Annotated in this window: 17 protein-coding genes; 1 reads left to right on the forward strand and 16 read right to left on the reverse strand. The window is 69.3% G+C overall.

Going from position 1 to position 20,146, the window contains the following annotated elements; all coding sequences use genetic code 11:
* Positions 1-5: 5 nt before the first annotated feature.
* Complete coding sequence (locus HJ588_RS18540) at positions 6-1,562, forward strand: FMN-binding glutamate synthase family protein (RefSeq protein WP_343036797.1); 1,557 nt, start codon at positions 6-8, stop codon at positions 1,560-1,562.
* Here the strand turns inward: HJ588_RS18540 and HJ588_RS18545 are convergent.
* The 16 genes from HJ588_RS18545 to HJ588_RS18620 form a co-directional block, all read right to left on the reverse strand.
* Positions 1,457-2,464: a class I SAM-dependent methyltransferase gene (locus HJ588_RS18545; RefSeq protein ID WP_171158416.1), complete on the reverse strand. Its 1,008-nt coding sequence runs from the start codon at positions 2,462-2,464 to the stop codon at positions 1,457-1,459. The two genes, HJ588_RS18540 and HJ588_RS18545, sit on opposite strands and share 106 nt — an antisense overlap.
* A 297-nt stretch (positions 2,465-2,761) precedes the next feature.
* A complete protein-coding gene (aroB, locus tag HJ588_RS18550; protein ID WP_171158418.1) occupies positions 2,762-3,862 on the reverse strand; it encodes a 3-dehydroquinate synthase in 1,101 nt (366 codons plus the stop codon).
* Positions 3,855-4,385, reverse strand: a complete 531-nt coding sequence (locus tag HJ588_RS18555; RefSeq protein WP_171158420.1) for a shikimate kinase — start codon at positions 4,383-4,385, stop codon at positions 3,855-3,857. Before HJ588_RS18555 ends, aroB begins: the two co-directional genes overlap by 8 nt.
* Positions 4,382-5,653 (reverse strand): chorismate synthase, encoded by a 1,272-nt coding sequence (aroC, locus tag HJ588_RS18560; protein ID WP_171158422.1) that lies wholly within the window; start codon positions 5,651-5,653, stop codon positions 4,382-4,384. The genes HJ588_RS18555 and aroC overlap by 4 nt, the downstream gene beginning before the upstream one ends.
* 21 nt (positions 5,654-5,674) lie before the next feature.
* Positions 5,675-6,529, reverse strand: a complete 855-nt coding sequence (locus HJ588_RS18565) for a shikimate dehydrogenase (RefSeq protein WP_343036798.1) — start codon at positions 6,527-6,529, stop codon at positions 5,675-5,677.
* A complete protein-coding gene (gene mltG / locus HJ588_RS18570; protein ID WP_171158424.1) occupies positions 6,523-7,794 on the reverse strand; it encodes an endolytic transglycosylase MltG in 1,272 nt (423 codons plus the stop codon). The genes HJ588_RS18565 and mltG overlap by 7 nt, the downstream gene beginning before the upstream one ends.
* A 95-nt stretch (positions 7,795-7,889) precedes the next feature.
* Positions 7,890-8,408 (reverse strand): Holliday junction resolvase RuvX, encoded by a 519-nt coding sequence (ruvX, locus tag HJ588_RS18575; protein WP_343036799.1) that lies wholly within the window; start codon positions 8,406-8,408, stop codon positions 7,890-7,892.
* Between the two features lie 4 nt (positions 8,409-8,412).
* A complete protein-coding gene (alaS, locus tag HJ588_RS18580) occupies positions 8,413-11,115 on the reverse strand; it encodes an alanine--tRNA ligase (protein WP_171158426.1) in 2,703 nt (900 codons plus the stop codon).
* 139 nt (positions 11,116-11,254) lie between these two features.
* Positions 11,255-11,488, reverse strand: a complete 234-nt coding sequence (locus HJ588_RS18585; RefSeq protein WP_171158428.1) for a hypothetical protein — start codon at positions 11,486-11,488, stop codon at positions 11,255-11,257.
* Positions 11,485-11,874, reverse strand: a complete 390-nt coding sequence (locus HJ588_RS18590; protein WP_171158431.1) for a DUF948 domain-containing protein — start codon at positions 11,872-11,874, stop codon at positions 11,485-11,487. The genes HJ588_RS18585 and HJ588_RS18590 overlap by 4 nt, the downstream gene beginning before the upstream one ends.
* A gap of 37 nt (positions 11,875-11,911) precedes the next feature.
* The gene (locus HJ588_RS19660; protein WP_171158433.1) at positions 11,912-13,069 is read right to left on the reverse strand and encodes an ABC transporter ATP-binding protein; all 1,158 of its coding nucleotides are present in this window, start codon (positions 13,067-13,069) and stop codon (positions 11,912-11,914) included.
* Positions 13,070-13,072: 3 nt separating this feature from the next.
* A complete protein-coding gene (locus tag HJ588_RS19665) occupies positions 13,073-14,170 on the reverse strand; it encodes an ABC transporter ATP-binding protein (protein ID WP_171158434.1) in 1,098 nt (365 codons plus the stop codon).
* Positions 14,167-15,165, reverse strand: a complete 999-nt coding sequence (locus tag HJ588_RS18605) for an ABC transporter permease (protein WP_171158437.1) — start codon at positions 15,163-15,165, stop codon at positions 14,167-14,169. The genes HJ588_RS19665 and HJ588_RS18605 overlap by 4 nt, the downstream gene beginning before the upstream one ends.
* A 107-nt stretch (positions 15,166-15,272) precedes the next feature.
* The gene (locus tag HJ588_RS18610) at positions 15,273-17,051 is read right to left on the reverse strand and encodes an ABC transporter substrate-binding protein (protein WP_171158440.1); all 1,779 of its coding nucleotides are present in this window, start codon (positions 17,049-17,051) and stop codon (positions 15,273-15,275) included.
* Between the two features lie 53 nt (positions 17,052-17,104).
* Positions 17,105-18,142: an ABC transporter permease gene (locus HJ588_RS18615; RefSeq protein ID WP_212756139.1), complete on the reverse strand. Its 1,038-nt coding sequence runs from the start codon at positions 18,140-18,142 to the stop codon at positions 17,105-17,107.
* Between the two features lie 223 nt (positions 18,143-18,365).
* Positions 18,366-20,102 carry an ABC transporter substrate-binding protein gene (locus HJ588_RS18620; protein WP_171158442.1) on the reverse strand — a complete coding sequence of 579 codons (1,737 nt, stop codon included), beginning with the start codon at positions 20,100-20,102 and terminating at the stop codon, positions 18,366-18,368.
* Positions 20,103-20,146 lie beyond the last annotated feature (44 nt).

Below are 20,146 nucleotides of genomic sequence, written 5' to 3' on the forward strand. Positions count from 1 at the left end.
GAGACGTGAAGTCCTCGCGCATGGTGTCCCTGCTGCCGGTCCTCGCCGCCGGTGGTGTCGCAGCCCACGACCTGCTGCAGAAGAAGCACTCGCTGCTGCGCAACTTCCCGGTGCTCGGGCACGCGCGCTACGCGATCGAACGCCTCGGCCCGGAGCTGCGGCAGTACATCGTCGCGGGCAACGACGAGGAGCGGCCGTTCAGCCGCGACCAGCGCACCTGGATCTACGCCTCCTGCAAGGGCGAGAACAACTACGTCGGGTTCGGCACCGACAACGACGTGGAGAACTGCGAGGGCTACCCGATCATCAAGCACCGCACGTTCAGCGCGTCACCGCCGACGACCGCCCCGCACGGCGGCGAGGACGTGCGGCTGCCCAGCCCGAAGGTGCTCGGCGGCCCGCGCGGGCGGCGGCACGCGTTCCGGCCGTCGTCGGTGGTGAACGTCTCGGCGATGAGCTTCGGCTCGTTGTCGTCGCAGGCGATCGTGTCGATCAACAAGGGCGTCGCGCTCGCCGGTGCGTTGCACAACACCGGCGAAGGGGGACTCTCGCCATACCACTGCAGCGGGGGTGACCTCATCTGGCAGATCGGCACCGGCTACTTCGGCTGCCGCGACGAGCACGGGCGCTTCGACCTGGCCCGGCTGAAGGCGACGATCGAGCGAGCACCCGTGCGGGCGTTGGAGATCAAGCTGTCGCAGGGCGCCAAACCCGGGCTCGGCGGGGTGCTCCCGGAGGCGAAGGTGACCGAGGAGATCGCGCAGATCCGCGGCGTGCCGCCCGGGCAGGACGTCATCTCGCCGTCGCGGCACTCGGCGTTCCACGACGTCGACAGCATGCTCGACTTCGTCGAGCTGCTCGCCGACGAGACCGGCCTGCCGGTCGGCATCAAGTCGGCGGTCGGCGACCTCGGCTTCTGGGAGGAGCTCGCCGACGCGATGGTGTCCGGTGACCGGGCCCCCGACTTCATCACGATCGACGGCGGCGAGGGCGGCACCGGCGCAGCTCCGCTCGTGTTCAGCGACGCGGTCGCGCTGCCGTTCTACGTCGGATTCACCCGCGTCTACTCGGTCTTCGCCCGCCGCGGACTCACCGACCGGGTCACCTTTATCGGCTCGGGCAAGCTCGGCCTGCCGCGGTCGGCGACGACCGCGTTTGCGCTCGGCGCCGACATGGTCAATGTCGCGCGCGAGGCGATGCTCGCGATCGGCTGCCTGCAGACCCAGAAGTGCCACACCGACCGCTGCCCCACCGGTGTCGCGACCCAGAACCGTTGGCTGACAAGGGGTTTGGACCCATCGCTGAAGTCAGTGCGACTCGCGCAATACCTCCAGGCGCTGCGCCGTGACCTTCTCAAAGTCAGCGAGGCCGTCGGCGTGCAGCACCCCGCGCTGATCGACCCCGACGACCTCGAACTCCTCTACGGACAACGCGTCGGTCGCCCGCTGCGCGAGGTCTACGGGTATGACGCCGAATGGGGCCGCCTCGGCGAGCCACTGCGCCGCGAGGTCGCCGCACTCATGAGCGACGCACCCACCGGCGGCTCCACGCCGGTCGAGTAGAGCGAGTCCGCAGGCATGCTGGTCGAGTAGGGCGAGCCCGTCCCATGCTGGTCGAGTAGGGCGAGCCCGTCCCATGCTGGTCGAGTAGGGCGAGCCCGTCCCATGCCGGTCGAGTAGGGCGAGCCCCCTAGGGCGAGCCGCCCCACGCCGGTCGAGTAGGGCGAGCCTGTATCGAGACCCGCGCGCCTCGCCACAAACACCAGCTCCTTGCCCGGCCGGTCCGGCGCATCCCGCACCTGCTCCACCTCGAAACCATGCCGGGCCAGGTCGGCCTCGACCTCATCGCGGGTCCGGAAGCGCAGCGTCGACTCCGAGCGCAGGTGCTCGCCGTCGATCACCGTGCACCCCTCGAAGGTCACCAGCGGCAATTCGACGGCGGTCACTCGCATGCACGAGCTGTATGCCGAACCGTTCGGCAGGGTGCCCGCACTCGACTGCCCGTCCCACTCCTCCCAGGCCCGCGCTTCGGGGCGCCGGGTCTCCAGGACCAGCCAGCCGCCCGGCGCCAGGGCATCGTGCACCGCGTCGAGGGTCAGCGCCCAGTCCGCGTCGTCGACGAACACCTGGGCAACGTTGCCGGTCATCACCGCGAGGTCGGCAGCAACGTCGCGACCATGCAGCACGGTGGCGTCCCCGTGCAGCCAGATCACCCGGTCGGCGTGAGGCTTCGCCCGAGCCAGGTCGAGGGACGCGCCCGCCGGGTCCACCCCGACCACCTCGACACCGGCCGCGGCGAGCCGCACCGCGAAAGTCCCTGTGCCGCAACCGATGTCGACAACTCGTCGCGCGCCGAGTTCGGCCACGATCGCGGCGTAGACGTCGAGGTCGCTGCGATCGGGGTCCCAGAAGTCGTACCAGCGGGCCAGCCGCGGATCGGCGAAGCCGGCATCGGGTGGGCGCATGGGCGCGACGCTAGCCCGGCGCCGCCGGCGACCCCAACCGATTTATCCCAGCGCACCCGAGGACTTATCCCGCCGCATCCGACCGGGCGACGCGGACCGCACGCGGCATCGGCCGGCGGAACGGCATGCTCCCCGCCGCGATCCGCAACCTGGTTGCGCCCGCCGCAACCAGGTTGCGGATCGCGGCGAGCGAAGTCTCACTCCGACGACCCGGCGGCAGTCCGAGCGAGCGGCCATCCGAGTGGGCGGACATCCGAGCGAGCGGCCATCCGCTCGAGCCGCTATCGCAGCGAGCTCCTACCCCACGACCGCGTCGTAGGACGCGCGCAACAACTCCTCCGATGGCCCCTCGAGACGCGTCGGCTCCCCCACCTCGGTCAGCACGACGAAGCGCAGCGTGGCACCGCGGGTCTTCTTGTCGCGGCCCATCGCCGTGCGCAACGCTTCCCAACGCGCCTGCGCCGCGGCAGCGTCGCCGGCGGAGTCATCGTCATACGCGGTCGGAAGACCCAATGTTTGCAACGCTTTTCGGTGCTCCTCAACCACCGACGGCTCGAGCATGCCGGCCCGCGACGCCAGCTCGGCCGCATAGACCATGCCGACCGCAACCGCGTCGCCGTGCCGCCAGGCGAAGCCGGAGACCTGCTCGATCGCGTGCGCGAGGGTGTGCCCGTAGTTGAGGATCTCGCGCAGCGACGACTCCTTGAGGTCGGCGGCGACGACGTCGGCCTTGACCTGCACGGCCCGCGCGATCAGTTCGGGCAGCATGTCGCCGTCGACATCGGTCGCGGCGTCCGGATCGGCGGCGAGGCGCAGGATCTCCGGGTCACCGATGAAGCCGCACTTGACCACTTCGGCCAGCCCGGCGATCAGGTCGGCGCGCGGCAGGGTGCGCAGCAGGTCGAGATCGCAGACGACGGCGGCGGGCGGGTGGAACGCGCCGACCAGGTTCTTGCCCTCGGGGATGTTGATCCCCGTCTTGCCACCCACTGCTGCATCGACCATGCCGAGCACCGTGGTCGGCACCTGCACCACCGGCACCCCACGCAGCCAGGATGCCGCGACGAAGCCGCCGAGGTCGGTGGTCGCTCCGCCGCCGAGCGCGATCACCGCGTCGCTGCGGGTGAAGCCCTGCTCTCCCAGCAGCGACCAGAGCTCCGCTGCGACCGCGGAGGTCTTGGCGGCCTCGGCGTCCGGCAGCGCGGCGAGCGTCGGCTGCAAACCGCGCGCGGTGAGTTGCTCGGCAAGTGACTCGGCGACCGCGGTCATCACCGGCGCGTGTGCGATGAGCACTCGCAACGCCCCGTCGGGCACGAGCGAGGGCACCTGCTCGAGCACGCCGTGCCCGATGACCACGTCATAGTCGTCGCCAACCCGAATCACCTTGGCATCAGCCATGATTGACCAACCCGACAACCTCGGCGGAGATGTCCTCGGGCACGCGTCCGGCCGTGTCGACGACCCAGGTCGCGAGCCGCTCGTAGGTCGGCCGCCGCTGGTCCATCAGCTTGGTCCAGGTCGCGCGCGGGTTGACCGCGAGCAGCGGCCGCGCACCGGAGAAACCGATCCGGCCTGCCGCGTCGGCGATCGCGACAGAGAGGAAGATCACGGGCGCATCCTCCAGCAGCCGCGCGGTCGAGTCGGTCATCGGTGCTCCCCCGCCGACCGCTACCACGCCGGGAGCGGCGAGCGCCCGCGCGACCGCGTCGGCCTCCAGCCTGCGGAACTCCGCCTCGCCCCGCTCGACGAACAGGTCCGAGATCGTGGTCTGCTGCTCGTCCTCGACCATCCGGTCGGTATCGGTGAACGGCACCCCGAGCGCCGCGGCCACCAGCTCCCCGACGGTGGTCTTGCCCGCACCCGGCGGACCGATCAGCACAACCGTGGGCCCGGCGCTCGCCCCGGGAACACCGGCGCTCACCGGGGCCCCCGCGAAGTATCGGAGCGAGGCACGAGCGGAGAACTTCGCGGGGTGGATCGCATGAGCTCCGGGATAGCGGCCAGGTAGGCCTGCAGGTTGCGCGCGCTCTCCGGCACGCTGTCTCCGCCGAACTTCTCCAGCGCCTCCTCCGCCAGCACCAGTGCGACCATCGCCTCGGCGACCACACCGGCCGCCGGCACGGCACACACGTCCGACCGCTGATGTATGGCGGTGGCCTCGTCCCCGGTGGCCACGTCGACCGTCCGCAGCGCTCGCGGCACGGTCGAGATCGGCTTCATCGCCGCCCGCACCCGCAGCACCTCACCGGTGGACATCCCGCCCTCGGTGCCGCCGGCCCGGTTGGTCTCGCGCCGCAGCCGGCCGTCCTCGCGGACGATCTCGTCGTGCGCGGCCGAGCCGCGACGGGCCGCGGTGCGGAAACCGTCGCCGACCTCGACGCCCTTGATCGCCTGGATGCCCATCAGCGCGCCGGCGAGCCGGCCGTCGAGGCGCCGGTCGCCCTGCACATGCGATCCCAGGCCGGGCGGCACGTCATACGCCAGCACCTCGACGACCCCGCCGAGCGTGTCGCCGTCCTTCTTGGCGGCGTCGATCTCGGCGACCATCGCCGCCGAGGAGGCCGCGTCGAAGGTGCGCACCGGGTCCGCGTCGAGCGCCGCGACGTCGTCCGGTCCGGGCAGCGGCGCGTCGTGCGGCACCCCGGCGGTGCCGATCGCGACTGTGTGCGAGACCAGCCGGATGCCGAAGGCCTGCTCCAGGAAGGCGGCGGCGACCGCGCCCAGCGCCACACGCGCGGCGGTCTCGCGGGCCGAGGCACGTTCCAGGATCGGCCGCGCCTCGTCGAAGCCGTACTTCTGCATCCCGACCAGGTCGGCGTGACCGGGCCGCGGCCGGGTCAGTGGGCGGTTGCGCGCCACCTCGCCCTGGGCGCCGACGTCGTTCGCGGCGCGCAGCTGCGAGTCGTCGACCGGCTCGGGACTCATCACCGCCTGCCACTTGGGCCATTCGGTGTTCTCGATGGTGATCGCGATCGGCGACCCGAGGCTGCGGCCGTGGCGCACTCCGCCGACGAACGAGACCTTGTCCTGTTCGAACTTCATCCGCGCACCGCGCCCGTAACCCAGGCGCCGGCGGGCGAGCGCTGCGGCGAGTTCGGGAGCGGTGATGGCCACCCCGGCCGGCAGCCCGTCGATCACCGCGGTGAGTTCGGGGCCGTGGGATTCACCTGCGGTCAGCCAACGAAGCATGGGCGAAATCTTCCCATGTCGCTAAACCTGGGCCGCAGCCCGTCCAGCGTCGCGCATCGCCTGCAGCGGCGCGGGTTTGCCGGTCATCAGGGTGAACTGCGCGGCGGCCTGGTGGATCAGCATCTCCACGCCGGGTATGACGTGGGCCCCGTAGGTCGCGGCGACGGCCGCGAGCGGGGTCGGCCACCCGGCATACACGACGTCGAGCAGCAGCCACGGTGCCGGCAGGCTGCCCGCCGTGGCTGCCACCTGCGCCATCGCGCCGGCGAGCCCGTCGGCGGCGCCGCCCGGGGTCGTGTTGATGACGAGCGGCGTGCGCGGTGCGGCGGCCGCACCCGCGGTGAGGTCGATCACCTCGACGTCCATCCCGTGGTCGCGCGCCTGCGCGAGCGTCGACTCGCGGGCGTCCCCGCGCACCGCGAACGTCACTCGCGTGACACCGAGTTCGGCGACGGCGGCGAGCGCCGAGCGCGCGGTCGCCCCCGACCCGATCACCAGCACCGACTCCACCGGGCCGCGGTCGGCGACGCCGCCCTCGCAGAGCGCGTCGCGGATGCCGACCACATCGGTGTTGTCACCGACCCAGTCCGACCCCTCACGCACGAGCGTGTTGACCGCGCCGGTCTGGCGGGCGACGGGCGTCGAGGAGGACGCCAGCAGCAGCGCCTCCTCCTTCAACGGCATGGTGAGCGACAGCCCGCGCCAGGTCGGGCCGAGCCCGGCGATCAGGTCGGGCAGCTGCGAGGCGTCGCACTCCCGCGCGTCGTAGGACCAGTCGTCCAAGCCGGCTGCGGCGTAGGCGGCACGGTGCAGCACCGGGGAGAGCGAGTGGGCGATCGGCTTGCCGAGCACCCCGGCACGGTGCCGGATCAGCACTTGCCCGGATTCTGCGCGCACCACTGCCGGAACTTCGCCTCGTTGGCCTGCTGCTCGGCGTAGGTGTCGGCGAAGAGCGTCTCGCCGGTCTCCTGGTTGACCGTGACGAAGTAGAGCCAGCTGCCGGACGCCGGGTGCAGGGCCGCCTTGATCGCGTCGGCTCCCGGGCTGTCGACCGGCCCCGGCGGCAGGCCCTTCACCTTGTAGGTGTTGTAGGGGCTGTCGCTGCGGCGTTCCTCGTCGGTGGTGGTCACCGTGCCGCGCTTCTGCTCGATGAAGTGCACCGTGGAGTCGAACTGCAGCGGCATACCGTCCTTGAGGCGGTTCTCGATGACGCGCGCGACCTTCGGGCCGTCCTTGCCCAGCTTGGACTCCGCCTGCACCAGCGAGGCGACCGTCATCACCCGGTGCAGCTGGTCGGCCGGCACCCCGAGCGAGGCGATCTGCCGTTTGCCCTGGTCGACCATCAGCTTCAACTGCTGCTGCGCGGTGGCGCCCTTGGGGAAGTTGTAGGTCGACGGGAAGAGGTAACCCTCGAGCTTGCCGTTCGCCGCGGCGGGCAGACCGAGGCTTGCCGGGTCCACCTTCTTGTAGTCGGCGAGGGGGACCCCGGTGGCCTTGGACAACCGGGAGAAGATCTCGTCCACCCAGAGGCCCTCGCGGATCGTGGTGCCGGTGCTGATGAACGCCTTGGGGTCGAGCATCAGCTGTATGGCGGAGGACGCGCTCATCTGTTTGCGCAGCCGGTAGGTGCCCGGCTGGATCTGGTTGAACTGCTGGGCGCCGTTGGCCACCGCAAGGAACGCACCGGCCGACTTCACGACTCCCGCGTCGACCAGGGTGCGGGCGATCGATCCGCCGCTGTCGCCCTGCTTGACGGTGATGTCCACGGTGCCGGAGCCGGAGCCGGAGTAGTCCCCGCCGGCGCTGCTGCTGCCGCCGCCGAAGTGCGGCAGCGGGATCTTGGTGGCCGCGAAACCGAGCGCGCCGATGAACAGCACCAGCGCCACCACCATCACCAGGCAGGAGCGCCCGGCGCGCTTGCGGGAGAGCGGCCGGTGGCCGTCGTCACCGTGGTAGTCCGCTTGACGCCCGACCAGGTCGGCGATACCTCCGACGTACTCCTCGTCGTCGGACCGGCCGCGGCGTCCGGTGTCCTCCGGACGCCGGCTGTTCTCGGCGTGCGCACGCAGCGCCTCACGGCTCGGTATGGCGGTCGTCGGGTCCTCGCCGATGTCGGGCGCGGGTCGTTTGGTAGCGGTCACGGCGTTCTGGTCGAAGGGTGCGGCAGCGGGCCGAGCCGCCGATCGAGACGCCCGTTCCCGGGCCTCGCGGCGACTGCGCGGACTGTCGTCGGGACTCACAATCTGCCTTCCCTGTCCGACCCGGGCTTGCGCCGCGGCTTGCGACCCCCCACAGCTTCTCCGGCAAGCTTGCCGGAAACGCGCTCGGAGTCAAGCGCGACTTGCAGGATAAGCACAGCTGCCTGCTGATCGATGATCGCCCTCCGGTCGCGGTGCGACACCCCGGTGGCGTCCAGGGCGCGGTGCGCGTCGACGGTCGTCATACGCTCGTCGACCAGCCGCACCGGCAACGCCGGGGTATGCCGCCGCAGCGCCTTCGCCCACGCGCGCGCCCCCTCGGCCGCCGCACGCTCGGCACCGTCCAGCGAGCGCGGCAGCCCGACGATCACCTCGATGGCGTGGTGTTCGGCCGCGAGCTCGGCGACCCGCGAAACGTCCGACCCGTCCTTGACACGTGGCACGGTTTCGAGGGGGGTCGCGATCAGCCCGTCGGGGTCGCACGACGCGACGCCGACGCGGACACTGCCCACGTCGACGCCGAGCCGCACGCCCCGTCGCATTCGTTCTTCGCCCACCCGGTCAGTCCGCCAGGGTGCGCTCGACGGCGTCGAGTGCGGCCCCGACCGCCGACGGGTCGGTGCCACCGCCCTGGGCGAGGTCGGGCTTGCCGCCGCCACCCCCGCCGAGCACGCCGGCCGCGACCTTGACCAGATCGCCGGCGCGCACGCCGCGGTCCCGGGCGGGACCGTTGGTCGCGATCACGATCACCGGGCGGCCCTTGGCCGCGCCGGTCACGGCGACCACGCTGGGCGCACCGTCGCCGAGCCGGCTGCGCAGGTCGGTGACCAGCGAGCGCACCTCGTCGGCGCCGAGGTCGCCGGCGTCGTGGGCGAGCAGCCGCACCCCGGCGACGTCGGTCGCCTTGCCCAGCAGTTCGCCGGCCTGCGCGGTCAGCTGCTGCTGCTTGAGCCGGCCGATCTCCCGCTCGGCGTCCTTCACCCGGGCGAGCAGTTCGTTGATCCGGTCCGGCAACTCGTCCGGCTGCACCTTGACCAGGCCGGACAGCTCGGCGACGAGCGCGCGCTCCTTGGCCAGGTAGCGCAGCGCGTCCATCCCGACGAACGCCTCGAGGCGGCGCACGCCGGAGCCGACCGACGACTCGCCGGTGAGGGTGAGCGCGCCGATCTGCGAGGAGTGCGCGACGTGGGTGCCACCGCACAGCTCGCGCGACCACGGTCCGCCGATCTCGATGACGCGGACCTGCTCGTCATACGTCTCGCCGAAGAGTGCGAGCGCGCCCCATTCGCGCGCCTCGGGCAGCGTCATGTACTGCGACGACACCGCCAGGTCCTGCCGCACGGCGAGGTTGGCGACCTCCTCGATCTCCGAACGGGTCGCCTTGCTGAGGCCCTCGTTCCAGGCGAAGTCCAGCCGCAGATAGCCCGGCTTGTTGTAGGAGCCGCTCTGCAGCGCCGACGGGCCCAGCACCTGCCGCAGCGCGGCGTGCACGACGTGCGTGCCGGAGTGCGCCTGACACGCTGCCACCCGCCAGTCGGGGTCGACCTGCGCCTGCACGCCGTCGCCGACCGTGATCTCACCGGACAGCACGTCGACGGTGTGCACGACCAGGCCCTTGACCGGCCGCTGCACGTCGCGCACCCGCAGTTGCCCGGTCGGTGTGGTGATGATGCCCTCGTCGGCGATCTGGCCACCGGACTCGGCGTAGAACGTGGTGCGGTCGAGCACCACCTGACCGGTGCTGCCCTCCCCCAGGCCCTCGACGCGAGCGCCGTCGGAGACCAGGCCGGTGACCTTCGCCTCGGTCGAAAGCGCCTGGTACGCCTGCCAATCCGTGGCTCCGAGCGCGCGCAGCTCCTTCCACACCTCGGTGTCGGCGTGACCGGACTTCTTCGCCTTCGCGTCGGCCTTGGCCCGCTGCCGCTGCTCCGTCATCAGCCGGCGGAAGCCGTCCTGGTCGACCTGCACGCCCTGCTCGGCCGCCATCTCCAGGGTGAGGTCGATCGGGAAGCCGTAGGTGTCGTGCAGGGCGAACGCCTGCGACCCGGGCAGCGTCGGCGCGCTCGTGCCGCCGAGCGACGCCGCCGACTGCTTGGCCTTGGTGACCGCGGTGTCGAGGATCGTGGTGCCCTGGTCGAGAGTGCGCCGGAAGGCGTCCTCTTCGGCATACGCGATCTGGCTGATGCGCGGGAAGTCCGCGGCGAGTTCGGGGTATGACGCCTGCATGCGCTCCAGGCTGACCGGCAGCAGCTCGGGCAGCGCCTTGTCGCCGTAGCCGAGCAGCCGCATCGCGCGGACCGCGCGGCGCAGCATGCGGCGCAGCACGTAACCGCGGCCCTCGTTGCCGGGGGTGACACCGTCGCCGATCAGCATCAGCGAGGAGCGCACGTGGTCGGCGACCACGCGCAGGTGCACGTCGTTGGGATGGCTGGAGGTCGCGGCGTGGCCGGAGTGCTCGCCATACTTGGTGCCGGTCATCTCCGCCGCCTTGGCCAGCACCGGGTAGACCTCGTCGATCTCGTAGAGGTTGTCCACCCCCTGCAGCACGCTCGCGATGCGCTCCAGGCCCATGCCGGTGTCGATGTTGCGGGTCGGCAGCGGGCCCGAGATGTCGAAGTCGGGCTTGCTGCGCACCGCCGACAGCTCGTCCTGCATGAAGACCAGGTTCCAGATCTCCATGTAGCGGTCCTCGTCGACGCTCGGGCCGCCCTCGGCGCCGTAGTCGGGTCCGCGGTCGATGAAGATCTCCGAGCTCGGGCCGCCGGGGCCGGGCACCCCCATGTGCCAGTAGTTGTCGTTCTCGTCGCGGCGGGTGATCCGCGACTCGGGGATGCCGATGTGGTCGCGCCAGAGTGCGAAGGCCTCGTCGTCATCCTTGAAGACCGTCGGCCAGAGGATGTCGCCGTCGATGCCATAGCCGCCCTCGGACTGCGGGGTGGTGAGCAGGCCCCAGGCCAGGTCGATGGCGCCCTTCTTGAAGTAGTCGCCGAAGCTGAAGTTGCCGTTCATCTGGAAGAACGTGCCGTGCCGGGAGGTCTTGCCGACCTCCTCGATGTCGCCGGTGCGCACACACTTCTGCACGCTGGTGGCGCGCTGCCACGGCGGCGTCTGCTGGCCCAGCATGTAGGGCTTCATCGGCACCATGCCGGCGTTGACGAACAGCAGGTTGGGGTCGTCGTAGATGAGCGGCGCGGACGGCACGACGACGTGCCCGTTCTTCTCGAAGTACTCGAGCCAGCGGCGCCGGATCTCGGCGGTTTCCATGATCGATCGATTCCTTACGTGTGCAAGCGGGCTCGGCGCAGAACGGTGGTCGAGTAGGGCGAGCCCCCAGGGGCGAGCCCGTATCGAGACCACGTTACCGAGCGGGGATAACGGACAGGGATACGGACGGATGCGGGGCTCAGCGGCCCTCGATAGCTCGTGCAGCTCGCGCGCCGGCCTGCGCGCCGCCGTCGGCGCGCTCACCGCGCAGCGTGAGCCCGGTGTCGAGCGCGAGCGACTCGCGCAGTTGCGCCTCGCGCTGATCCATCCCGAGCCGTATATCGCGGGCGAACCGGGTCGCCTCGTCCCGCGCCGGGCGGCTTGCGAGCAGCGCGCCGACCGCGCCCGCGCCGGCGATCGCGAGCCACTTCATCGGCGATCACCGGCCTTGTCGAGCGGCGTCTTGCCGCGCCGCAGGTCCAGCGCCGAGCGCACGCCGTAGGAGAAGGCCGCGACCTTGATGAGCGGCCGGCCCACGGTCGCGGTGGCCACGGAGGTGAGCGCGCTGACGTTGGTCGACATGGTCGCCACGTTGGAGGAGATCGTGTCGAGCCGGCCGATCTGCGCGTTGGTCGCGGCGACGGTGTCGGTGACCTCGCGCAGCAACGGCACGGTCTCGTCGGTGATCTCGCGAACGCCGGCGCGGGTCTCGTCGAGCACCTTGCCGGCCTTGCCGATGACCGCACCGGTGCGCAGCACGAGCAGGACGAACGCCAACGCGGCGATCATCCCGGCGACGTCCCCGAGGGAGACACTCATGGCTGCACTCGTTTCATGGTGCGCCAAGCCTAGCCGCTCAGGACGCGTCGACCTCCACGACCAGGTCGCTCTTCACCTCGGGGAAGTGGCAGGCGATGGTGTGCTCGGGCTTGCCTTCCTCGGGGGTCAGCAGCGGTTCCTCGGCCGCGCAGATCTCCTGCGCCTTCCAGCACCGGGTGCGAAAGCGGCAACCGCTCGGCGGGTTGATCGGGCTCGGCAAGTCGCCGACCAGCCGGATCCGCTCGCCGGGTTCGGCACCGCGCACCACGTTGAGGTCCGGCGCGGCGGACAACAGCGCCTGCGTGTAGGGGTGCTGCGGCCGCTCGTAGATGTCCTCGCGGTCGCCCATCTCGACGATCTTGCCGAGGTACATCACCGCGATCCGGTCACAGAAGTGCCGGACGATGCCGAGGTCGTGGGCGATGAAGACGAACGAGATGCCGAGTTCGCGGCGCAGCTTGCCCATCAGGTTCATCACCTGCGCCTGGATCGACACGTCGAGCGCGGACACCGGCTCGTCGGCGACGATCAGCTTCGGCTCGACCGCGAGCGCCCGGGCGATGCCGATGCGCTGACGCTGACCACCGGAGAACTCGTTCGGGTAGCGGTTGACGTGCTCGGGGTTCAGACCGACCAGCTCGAGCAGCTCCTGCACCCGGTCCTTGATCTTGTTCTTCGGGACCAGGCCGTGAATCTCCAGCGGGGCGCCGATGATCTTCAGCACGGTGAAGCGCGGGTTCAGCGACCCGTAGGGGTCCTGGAAGATCAGCTGCATGTCGCGGCGCATCGGCCGCAGGTCCTTCTCCTTCAGCCGGGCGATGTCGCGCCCCTCGAATTCGATGGAGCCCGAGGTCGGGTCGAGCAGCCGGGTGATCAGGCGACCGGTCGTGGTCTTGCCACAACCGGACTCCCCTACCAGGCCGAGGGTCTCGCCCTTGGCCAGGTCGAAGCTGACGCCGTCGACGGCGTGGGTCAGCAGCGTCTTGGGGAACAGGCCGCTGTACTCCTTGACCGGGAAGTGCTTGACCAGGTCGGTGACCTGCAGCAGCGGCTCCCGCTCGCGCTTCGACTCGTGCACGATCGTCTCGGTGTGCTCGGTCGGCGCGACCGTCCGGTCGGTCTCCTCGGGCGCCCGATGCTTGCCGAGCGGGACTCCGTCGGCGGCGGCTGCCGCGTCAGTGGTGTTGTCGGTCATCGATCACTCCAGCGTCGGGGCGACTTCGTCGGCGAAGATCGCGGCAGGGTCTTGCAGGAAGCAGCGGGACAGCCGGCCCGGCTCTCCCGGCACGTCGGCGAAGGCGGGCAGCTCGGCCGCGCAACGGTCGCCGGGGACCCGGTCGGAGTACTTGCAGCGCGGCCGGAACGAGCAGCCGCTCGGCAGGTTGAGCAGGCTCGGCGGGTTGCCCGCGATCGGGTTGAGCTCGCTGCCGACGTCGGCGGTGAGGGACGGCACCGAGCTCAGCAGACCCCAGGTGTAGGGGTGGCGCGGCTGGGCCAGCACCTGCGGCGCGGTGCCGAACTCGACGCTGCGCCCGGCATACATCACCATCACGTAGTCGGCGATCTCGGCGACCACGGCGAGGTCGTGGGTGATCATGATGATCGCCGACCCGAACTCCGCCTGCAGGTCGTTCATCAGGTCGAGGATCTGCGCCTGCACCGTGACGTCGAGCGCGGTGGTCGGCTCGTCGGCGATCAGCAACTTGGGGTCGTTGACCAGACCGAGCGCGATCATCGCGCGCTGCCGCATGCCGCCGGAGAACTCCCCGGGCAGCTGCTTGGCGCGCTTGTCCGGGTTGGGCACACCCACCCGGTCGAGCATCTCGACCGCACGCTTGGCGGCGACCGCCTTGGACACCTTGTGGTGGGCCCGATAGGCCTCGGCGATCTGCGCACCGACCTTCTTCAGCGGGTGCAGGGAGGACTGCGGGTCCTGGAAGATCATCGCCGCGGTCTCGCTGCGGATCGACCGGAACTTCTCCTGCGAGGCGCCGACCAGCTCCTGGCCGTCCAGCAGGATCGAGCCGCTGATCCGGGTGCGCCTCATGTCGTGCAGGCCCATGATCGCCATCGACGAGACGCTCTTGCCGGAACCGGACTCGCCGACGATCGCCAGGGTCTGCCCGGCGCGCACTTCGTAGGAGACGCCGTTGACGGCGCTGATCATGCCGTCCTCGGTCGGGAACTGCACCTGGAGGTCCTTGACCTCCAGGAGGAGTTCCGCGTTGGGGTCCAGCGGCGGGCGCCGCGTGGAGCCGGGCAGCGGTGCCGCGGCACCGGCCAGAGTGTCTGTCATGTGAGTTTCACCGTGGGGTCGACGACGACGTAGAGCAGGTCAACGATCAGGTTAGCCAGGATGATGAACACCGCACCGACCAGCACCGTGCCGGCGATCACCGGCAGGTCGCTCTGGCCGAGCGAGCGGATCGCCAGCTGGCCGAGACCCTGCACGTTGAAGATCTGCTCGGTGAAGATCGCACCGGCCAGGCTGAGTCCGATGTCGAGGCCCAGCAGGGTCAGGTATGGCGCGAGAGTCGCGCGCAGCGCGTGGCCCCAGACCACCTTGCGCTCGGAGATGCCCTTCGAGCGGGCGGTGCGCACGTAGTCCTGGGACAGCGTGTTGATCATGAAGGTCCGCACGAAACGCACGTAGAGCATGGCGTTGAACAGACCGAAGATGATCCAGATGCCGAGGAAGCCCTTGAACCAGCCGCCGAAGTCCTGCGAGATCGGGACGTACTGCGTGCCGGGCAGTAGGTGCCACTGGAAGATGAGGTACAGGTTGAGGATCAGCGCGACCGCGTAGTAGGGCACGTTGCTGATCACCTGGGAGGTGCCGACCAGCACCCGGTCGAGAGGTGAGCCGCGGTTGCGGCCGGAGACCACGCCGAGCAGCAGGCCGAGCGGCACGAAGATGAGCATGCTGCCGAACACGATCGAGAGCGTCACCGGCAAGGCGTTCTTGACCATGGTGGTCACCGACTGGCTCTGGATGTAGGACCAGCCGAGGCAGGGGGCGTCACACTTCCCGATCACCTGGCCGTTGCTCTTGATCTCCCGGCCGGCGACCAGTCCCTTGAGGTAGGTGCCGAACTGGTTGATGACCGGCTCGTCCAGACCGAGCCGATGGTTGGTGGCCTTGACCACGTCGGTCGTGCAGTGGGTGCCGCACAGCTGGTATGCGACGGCATCCTTGGCCGGCCCGGTGAAGAACAGGCCGAAGGTGAGCACGATCGTGGCGACCAGCACCGACGCTGCGAGCAGCAGCCGTCGGGCGAGGTAGACGATCATCGAGTGAGGCGCCTTTCGAGAAACAGCGGATTCCGGACACGACCCGTGGGTGCGACGGCGGCCTACGCCGCCACACCCACGGGATCGTTACTGATGTCGGATCAGCGTCAGCCGACGTACATCTCCGACATCTTCGGCATCGAGTTGTTCGGGTTCAGCACGACGTTCTTCACCTGCGTGCCGAAGACGGCGGTCGACAGGTTGTAGTAGTCGGGCAGAGCCGGCAGGAATTCGCTCATCAGCTGCTTGTCGAGCGCGGCCCACTGAGCGCCGGCCTGCTTCGGGTCCATCTGCTGGATCTGGTTGATCTTCGCGGTGATGGCCGGGTTCTTGAACTGACCCACTGACAGGCCTTGCGAGATGCCCGCGCCGTTGAACAGCGGCGGGTAGACCGAGTCACCGGTCGGCCAGTCGTAGCACCAGCCGGGCGTACCCTGGCCCATGTTCACCGGCGCGTTCGGGTCGGCGATCTTGGTGGTGTACTCCTCGCCACTGATGCCGATGTCCTTGACCTTGAAGCCGGCTGCTTCCAGGCCCGCCTTCTTGGCGTTGTTGGCCTGGACGCGCTGCGGCTTGTCGTTGCGGAAGTAGTAGCTCAGCTCGAAGCCGCTCTTGCCGGCTGCCTGCAGCATCTGCTTGGCCTTGGCCGGGTCGCCGTTGCCCTCACCGGTCGCGTTGTTGACCGGCGGGTACTTCTGGAAGCCCTGCAGGCTCGGCGCCGCGTAGGTGGTGGCCGGCTCGAAGTTGACCGAGGCCAGCTGCTGCGCCTTGCGGATCTGGTTGTACGGGTAGGCGACCGCGATCGCCTTGCGCACCTCGAGCGGGATCTTGCGGGTGTCCATCTCGACGTAGTACTCACACGCCGACGGGCCCTGCACGAACTGGCTCTTCTTCTGACCGGTCACCTGAGCCGCGAGCGAGGAGTCGATCGGGTTGACGTCCACCGAGGTGGAGCCGGTGCCGCTGTTGTTCAGGATCTGCTGCTGGCTCTGCAGCGCGGTGGCGTTGAAGTTGACCTGGATCTTGTCCGGGTACTGGTGCCGCGACGGGTCGGTCTTGGGGTCCCAGTTGGAGTTCTTGGAGACGATCAGCTTCTGGCCCTTGGTGTAGGAGTCGACCTTGTAGGGGCCAGTCGTGAGCGGCTTCAGCTGGTAGTTGGCCTGGGTGTCCTTGGCCTGCGGGATCGGGCTGAACTGCGGGAAGGTGGCGAAGAAGTTGAACGTCGGCATCTTCTTGCTCAGGTGGAAGACCAGCGTGTCGCTGCCCTCGGTGGTGACGCCGGGGAACGCACCCTTGTCCTTGAACGGGCCCTTGTACTTGTCGCCGCCCTTCAGGAACTCCATCTGGTACTGCGTGCCGTTGGCCGCGACGGTGTCGGTCGCGAAGGAGCGCTTGATCGCGTAGACGTAGTCCTCCAGCTTGACCGGGCTGCCGTCGGAGTACTTGATGCCGCTCTTGACCTTGAACTTCCAGGTCATGCCGTCGGCGGACGGCTGGCCGAGGTCGGTCGCGAGGTCCGGCACCAGGACGGCCTTGCCGTTGATGATCTTGTACTGCGTCAGCGTGCGGTAGAGCAGGTCACCGGCGATCGAACCGGAGTCGGTGTAGTAGATGCCCGACGGGTCCATCGTCGGCGGCGCACTCGCGTCGTTGATGTAGATGGTGCCGCCGGTCTTGGCGCCGGCGACCGCCGGGGCGGGACCGGTTGCCTTGGCGTCCTGGCCGAGTTCGGCGGCCTTGCTGTTCTCGGCATTCAGCGACGAGTTGGCGGCGCCGCCGTCACCTGACTTGTTGCTGCTTCCTCCCGGGCCGCTGCTGCTGCATGCGGCCAGCGTGAGAGCCAGCACACCGGACGTCGACAGCGCGACAAGCTTGGTCCTGCGCATCGTGAGTTCTCCTTGTTTTGTGCGTCCGGCGGTTGCCGGGGTCCTTGGGGTTGTTATCGGCGGGTGTTCGGGTTGAAGGCGTCGGAGACGGCGTCGCCGAGCAGGCTGAGGCAGAGCACGAGGATCAGGAGGCCGAGCAGCGGCACCAGCAGCGGCAGCGCGAAGTTCTGCATCTGCTGCTGCGCGAGCGAGATGTCCAGGCCCCAGTCGGCGGTCGGCGCGGTGAGCCCGACGCCGAGGTAGGACAGCCCCGCCTCGATGCCGATGTAGGCCGGGATCGCGGTGGTGATCGAGACCAGGATGATGCTCGTGAGATTGGGCAGGATCTCCTTGAAGAGCAGCCGCGGCGTCGGGGAGCCGAGCGCCCGCGCGGCCTGCACGAACTCGCGCTGACGCATCGCGAGGACCTCGCCGCGCACCAGGCGGCAGGTGCTGGCCCAGCCGAAGCCGACCAGCACGATCATCATCACCACGACGCGCACGACCTGGGTCTGCGACTGCGTCGGCTCGTTGCCGATGAACCACTGCGAGAGCACCGGCACGAGCGCGATCGCGAAGAGCAGCACCGGCAGCGACAGCACGAAGTCGACCAGCCAGCCGATGACGGTGTCCCAGAGGCCGCCGAAGAAGCCGGAGAGCAGACCCAGCACGACGCCGATGATGGTGGTCAGGATCGCGGCCGAGATGGCGATCAGGAACGACGGCCGGATGCCGTAGACGAAACGGGCGAACACGTCGTACCCGGTGCCCGCCGTGACACCGAGCCAGTGGTCGGCGTTGGTGTAGAACGTCGGCAGGTTGTCGCCGCCGATGAGGTCGTAGTGCGGCGTCGTCGGCGACTGACCCTCGATGCCGGCCAGCACCGGGGCGAAGATCGCGATGAGCACGAAGAGCAGGACCACACCGAGGCAGACCATCGCGACCTTGTCCCGCCGCAGCCGGGTGAGCGCGATCTGCATCGGCGAGCGGCCTTGGAGGCCACCCTTGCCGCCGCCCTTGCCCTCGGTCAGCGAACCCTTGCTGCCGGCGGCCGACTCGGTCGCGGCCACCTCCTGCAGCGTCTCGTTGACGCCACCGGGTCCAGCGGTCATCGATCCTCCAGGTCAATCGACGTAACTACAACACGTACACAAATCCGGGCATCCGCGATCGACGGACACCGATGTCGAATGGTGGTCACACCCTTGTGCGCCCCCGCCCGATGTGACCTGACTAACTTGCCACACGCCGGGCGAACGTCCACCTGTGTCCGGCCTAAGGTCACCTAATCGTTACCTTGTGCACTTCCACCGGCTTATCTTGGGCAATCCGTCGTCAGCCGACCCAGATCTGCGCGAAGTCGGGCATGCCGTGGTTGGCGTCGTTGATCACGTTGTGCACCTTGCTACCGAATACGTAGCTGCTCTTGCTGTAGGAAATCGGCATACCGACGAGCTGGGCCGTCATCTTCTTGTCCAGCGCCAGCCACTTCGGTGCCGCGGCCGCCGGATCCATCGCGCTGATCTGCTCGATCTCCTTGTCGATCGCGGCGTCCTTGAGGTTGCCGACCGAGCGCTGCTTCTCGGCGTTGGAGGTGCTGCTGAACAGCTGCGGGTAGATCGAGTCGCCGGACGGCCAGTCGTAGCACCAGGAGCTGATGCCCTGGCCGGCGTTCATCCCACTGTTCGGCGCGACGCGCTTGGCGCTGTACTCCTCCTTGCTCACGCCGACGTCCTTGACCTTGAAGCCGGCCTTGGAGAGGGCGTCCTTCAGCGCGACGTTCGACTGCACCAGCTGCGGGTCGTCGTTGCGGAAGTAGTAGGACAGCTGGAAACCGTCCTTGCCGGCGTCCTTCAGCATCTGCTTGGCCTTGGCCGGGTCGCCCGGTCCCTTGCCGGTCAGCCCGTTGTTGGGCGGGTACGGCGTCATACCCGGCACCTGCGGCGGGGCGTACATCGTCGCTGGGTCGTAGGTCAGGTTGCTCACGCCGCCGGCCTTGCGGATCTGGTCGTAGGGGTAGGCGACCGCGATCGCCTTGCGCACCTCGAACGGGATCTTCTGGGTGTCGAGCGGCCAGTAGGACTCGCACGGCGACGGACCGAAGACGAACTGGTCCTTCTGCGACTTCACCTTGCTGGCGAGCGACGCGTCGACGCCGGTGACGTCGACGGTGGTCGAGCCGGTGCCGCTGTTGGCCAGGATCTGCTGCTGGGTGGTGAGCGCGGTGACGCCGAGCTTGACGTTGATCTCGTTGGGGAATTGGTGCCGGATCGGGTCGGACTTGGCGTCCCAGTTGGGGTTCTTCTCCAGGGTGAACTGCTGGCCCTTGGTGAACGACTTGACCTGGTAGGGCCCGGTCGCGAGCGGCTTGGCCTGGTAGTTGGCCTTGGTGTCGGCGGCCTGCGGGATCGGCGAGGCAGCCGGGAACGCCAGGTAGTAGGGCAGCGTCGGCCATTTGCGGGTCAGGTGGAAGACCACCGTGTCGTCGCCCTGCGCGGTCACACCCTTGAAGTCGGTCTTGGGGTCGGCGATGACGCCCTTGTAGTCCTTGCCACCGACCAGGTATGACGCGAGGTAGCTCGGCGCCGGGCCGTCGCCGCCGAGGTCGGGGTCGAAGGACCGCTTGATCGCGTAGACGTAGTCCTCGGCCTTGACCGGCTGACCGTTGCTGTACTTCATGCCCGGCTTGAGCTTGAAGGTCCAGGTGAGCCCGTCCGCCGACGGCGTGCCGAGGTCGGCGGCCATGTCCGGCACGAGCGTCGGCGTGCCGTCCTTGATCTGGTAGCCGGTCAGGCTGCGGGTCACCAGCTCCGAGAGCGTGGCGATCGACAGCACGTAGTAGGCGCCGGCCGGGTCGAAGGTCGGCGGCGCCGAATCGCCGGTCGTGATCGTGAGGGTGCCGCCGGTCTTGGCGCCCTTGATCTCCGGCGCCGGGCCCTTGACCGACGCGTCCATCGCGGAGTTCTTGGCGGTGCCCCGCGCGGTGCCGCTCGACGCCGCGTCCGACTGGTTGCTACCGGGACCGCTGCTGCTGCACGCTGCCAACGGCATCGCGACTGCAACTGCCGCCACTGCAAGTTTGCTCGACCAACGCATCTTGACGTTCCTCCCGATTC

Source organism: Flexivirga aerilata (assembly GCF_013002715.1).
In the GTDB taxonomy this organism is placed as follows: domain Bacteria; phylum Actinomycetota; class Actinomycetes; order Actinomycetales; family Dermatophilaceae; genus Flexivirga; species Flexivirga aerilata.

Excerpts from the sequence above, each read along its gene's own strand:
- HJ588_RS18590 (WP_171158431.1), bottom strand. The coding sequence starts at position 11,874 with ATGAGTGTCTCCCTCGGGGACGTCGCCGGGATGATCGCCGCGTTGGCG.
- HJ588_RS18615 (WP_212756139.1), bottom strand. The coding sequence starts at position 18,142 with ATGACCGCTGGACCCGGTGGCGTCAACGAGACGCTGCAGGAGGTGGCC.
- alaS (WP_171158426.1), bottom strand. The coding sequence starts at position 11,115 with ATGGAAACCGCCGAGATCCGGCGCCGCTGGCTCGAGTACTTCGAGAAG.
- aroB (WP_171158418.1), bottom strand. The coding sequence starts at position 3,862 with ATGGCTGATGCCAAGGTGATTCGGGTTGGCGACGACTATGACGTGGTC.
- HJ588_RS18610 (WP_171158440.1), bottom strand. The coding sequence starts at position 17,051 with ATGCGCAGGACCAAGCTTGTCGCGCTGTCGACGTCCGGTGTGCTGGCT.
- HJ588_RS18605 (WP_171158437.1), bottom strand. The coding sequence starts at position 15,165 with ATGATCGTCTACCTCGCCCGACGGCTGCTGCTCGCAGCGTCGGTGCTG.
- aroC (WP_171158422.1), bottom strand. The coding sequence starts at position 5,653 with ATGCTTCGTTGGCTGACCGCAGGTGAATCCCACGGCCCCGAACTCACC.
- HJ588_RS19665 (WP_171158434.1), bottom strand. The coding sequence starts at position 14,170 with ATGACAGACACTCTGGCCGGTGCCGCGGCACCGCTGCCCGGCTCCACG.
- HJ588_RS19660 (WP_171158433.1), bottom strand. The coding sequence starts at position 13,069 with ATGACCGACAACACCACTGACGCGGCAGCCGCCGCCGACGGAGTCCCG.
- HJ588_RS18585 (WP_171158428.1), bottom strand. The coding sequence starts at position 11,488 with ATGAAGTGGCTCGCGATCGCCGGCGCGGGCGCGGTCGGCGCGCTGCTC.
- HJ588_RS18545 (WP_171158416.1), bottom strand. The coding sequence starts at position 2,464 with ATGCGCCCACCCGATGCCGGCTTCGCCGATCCGCGGCTGGCCCGCTGG.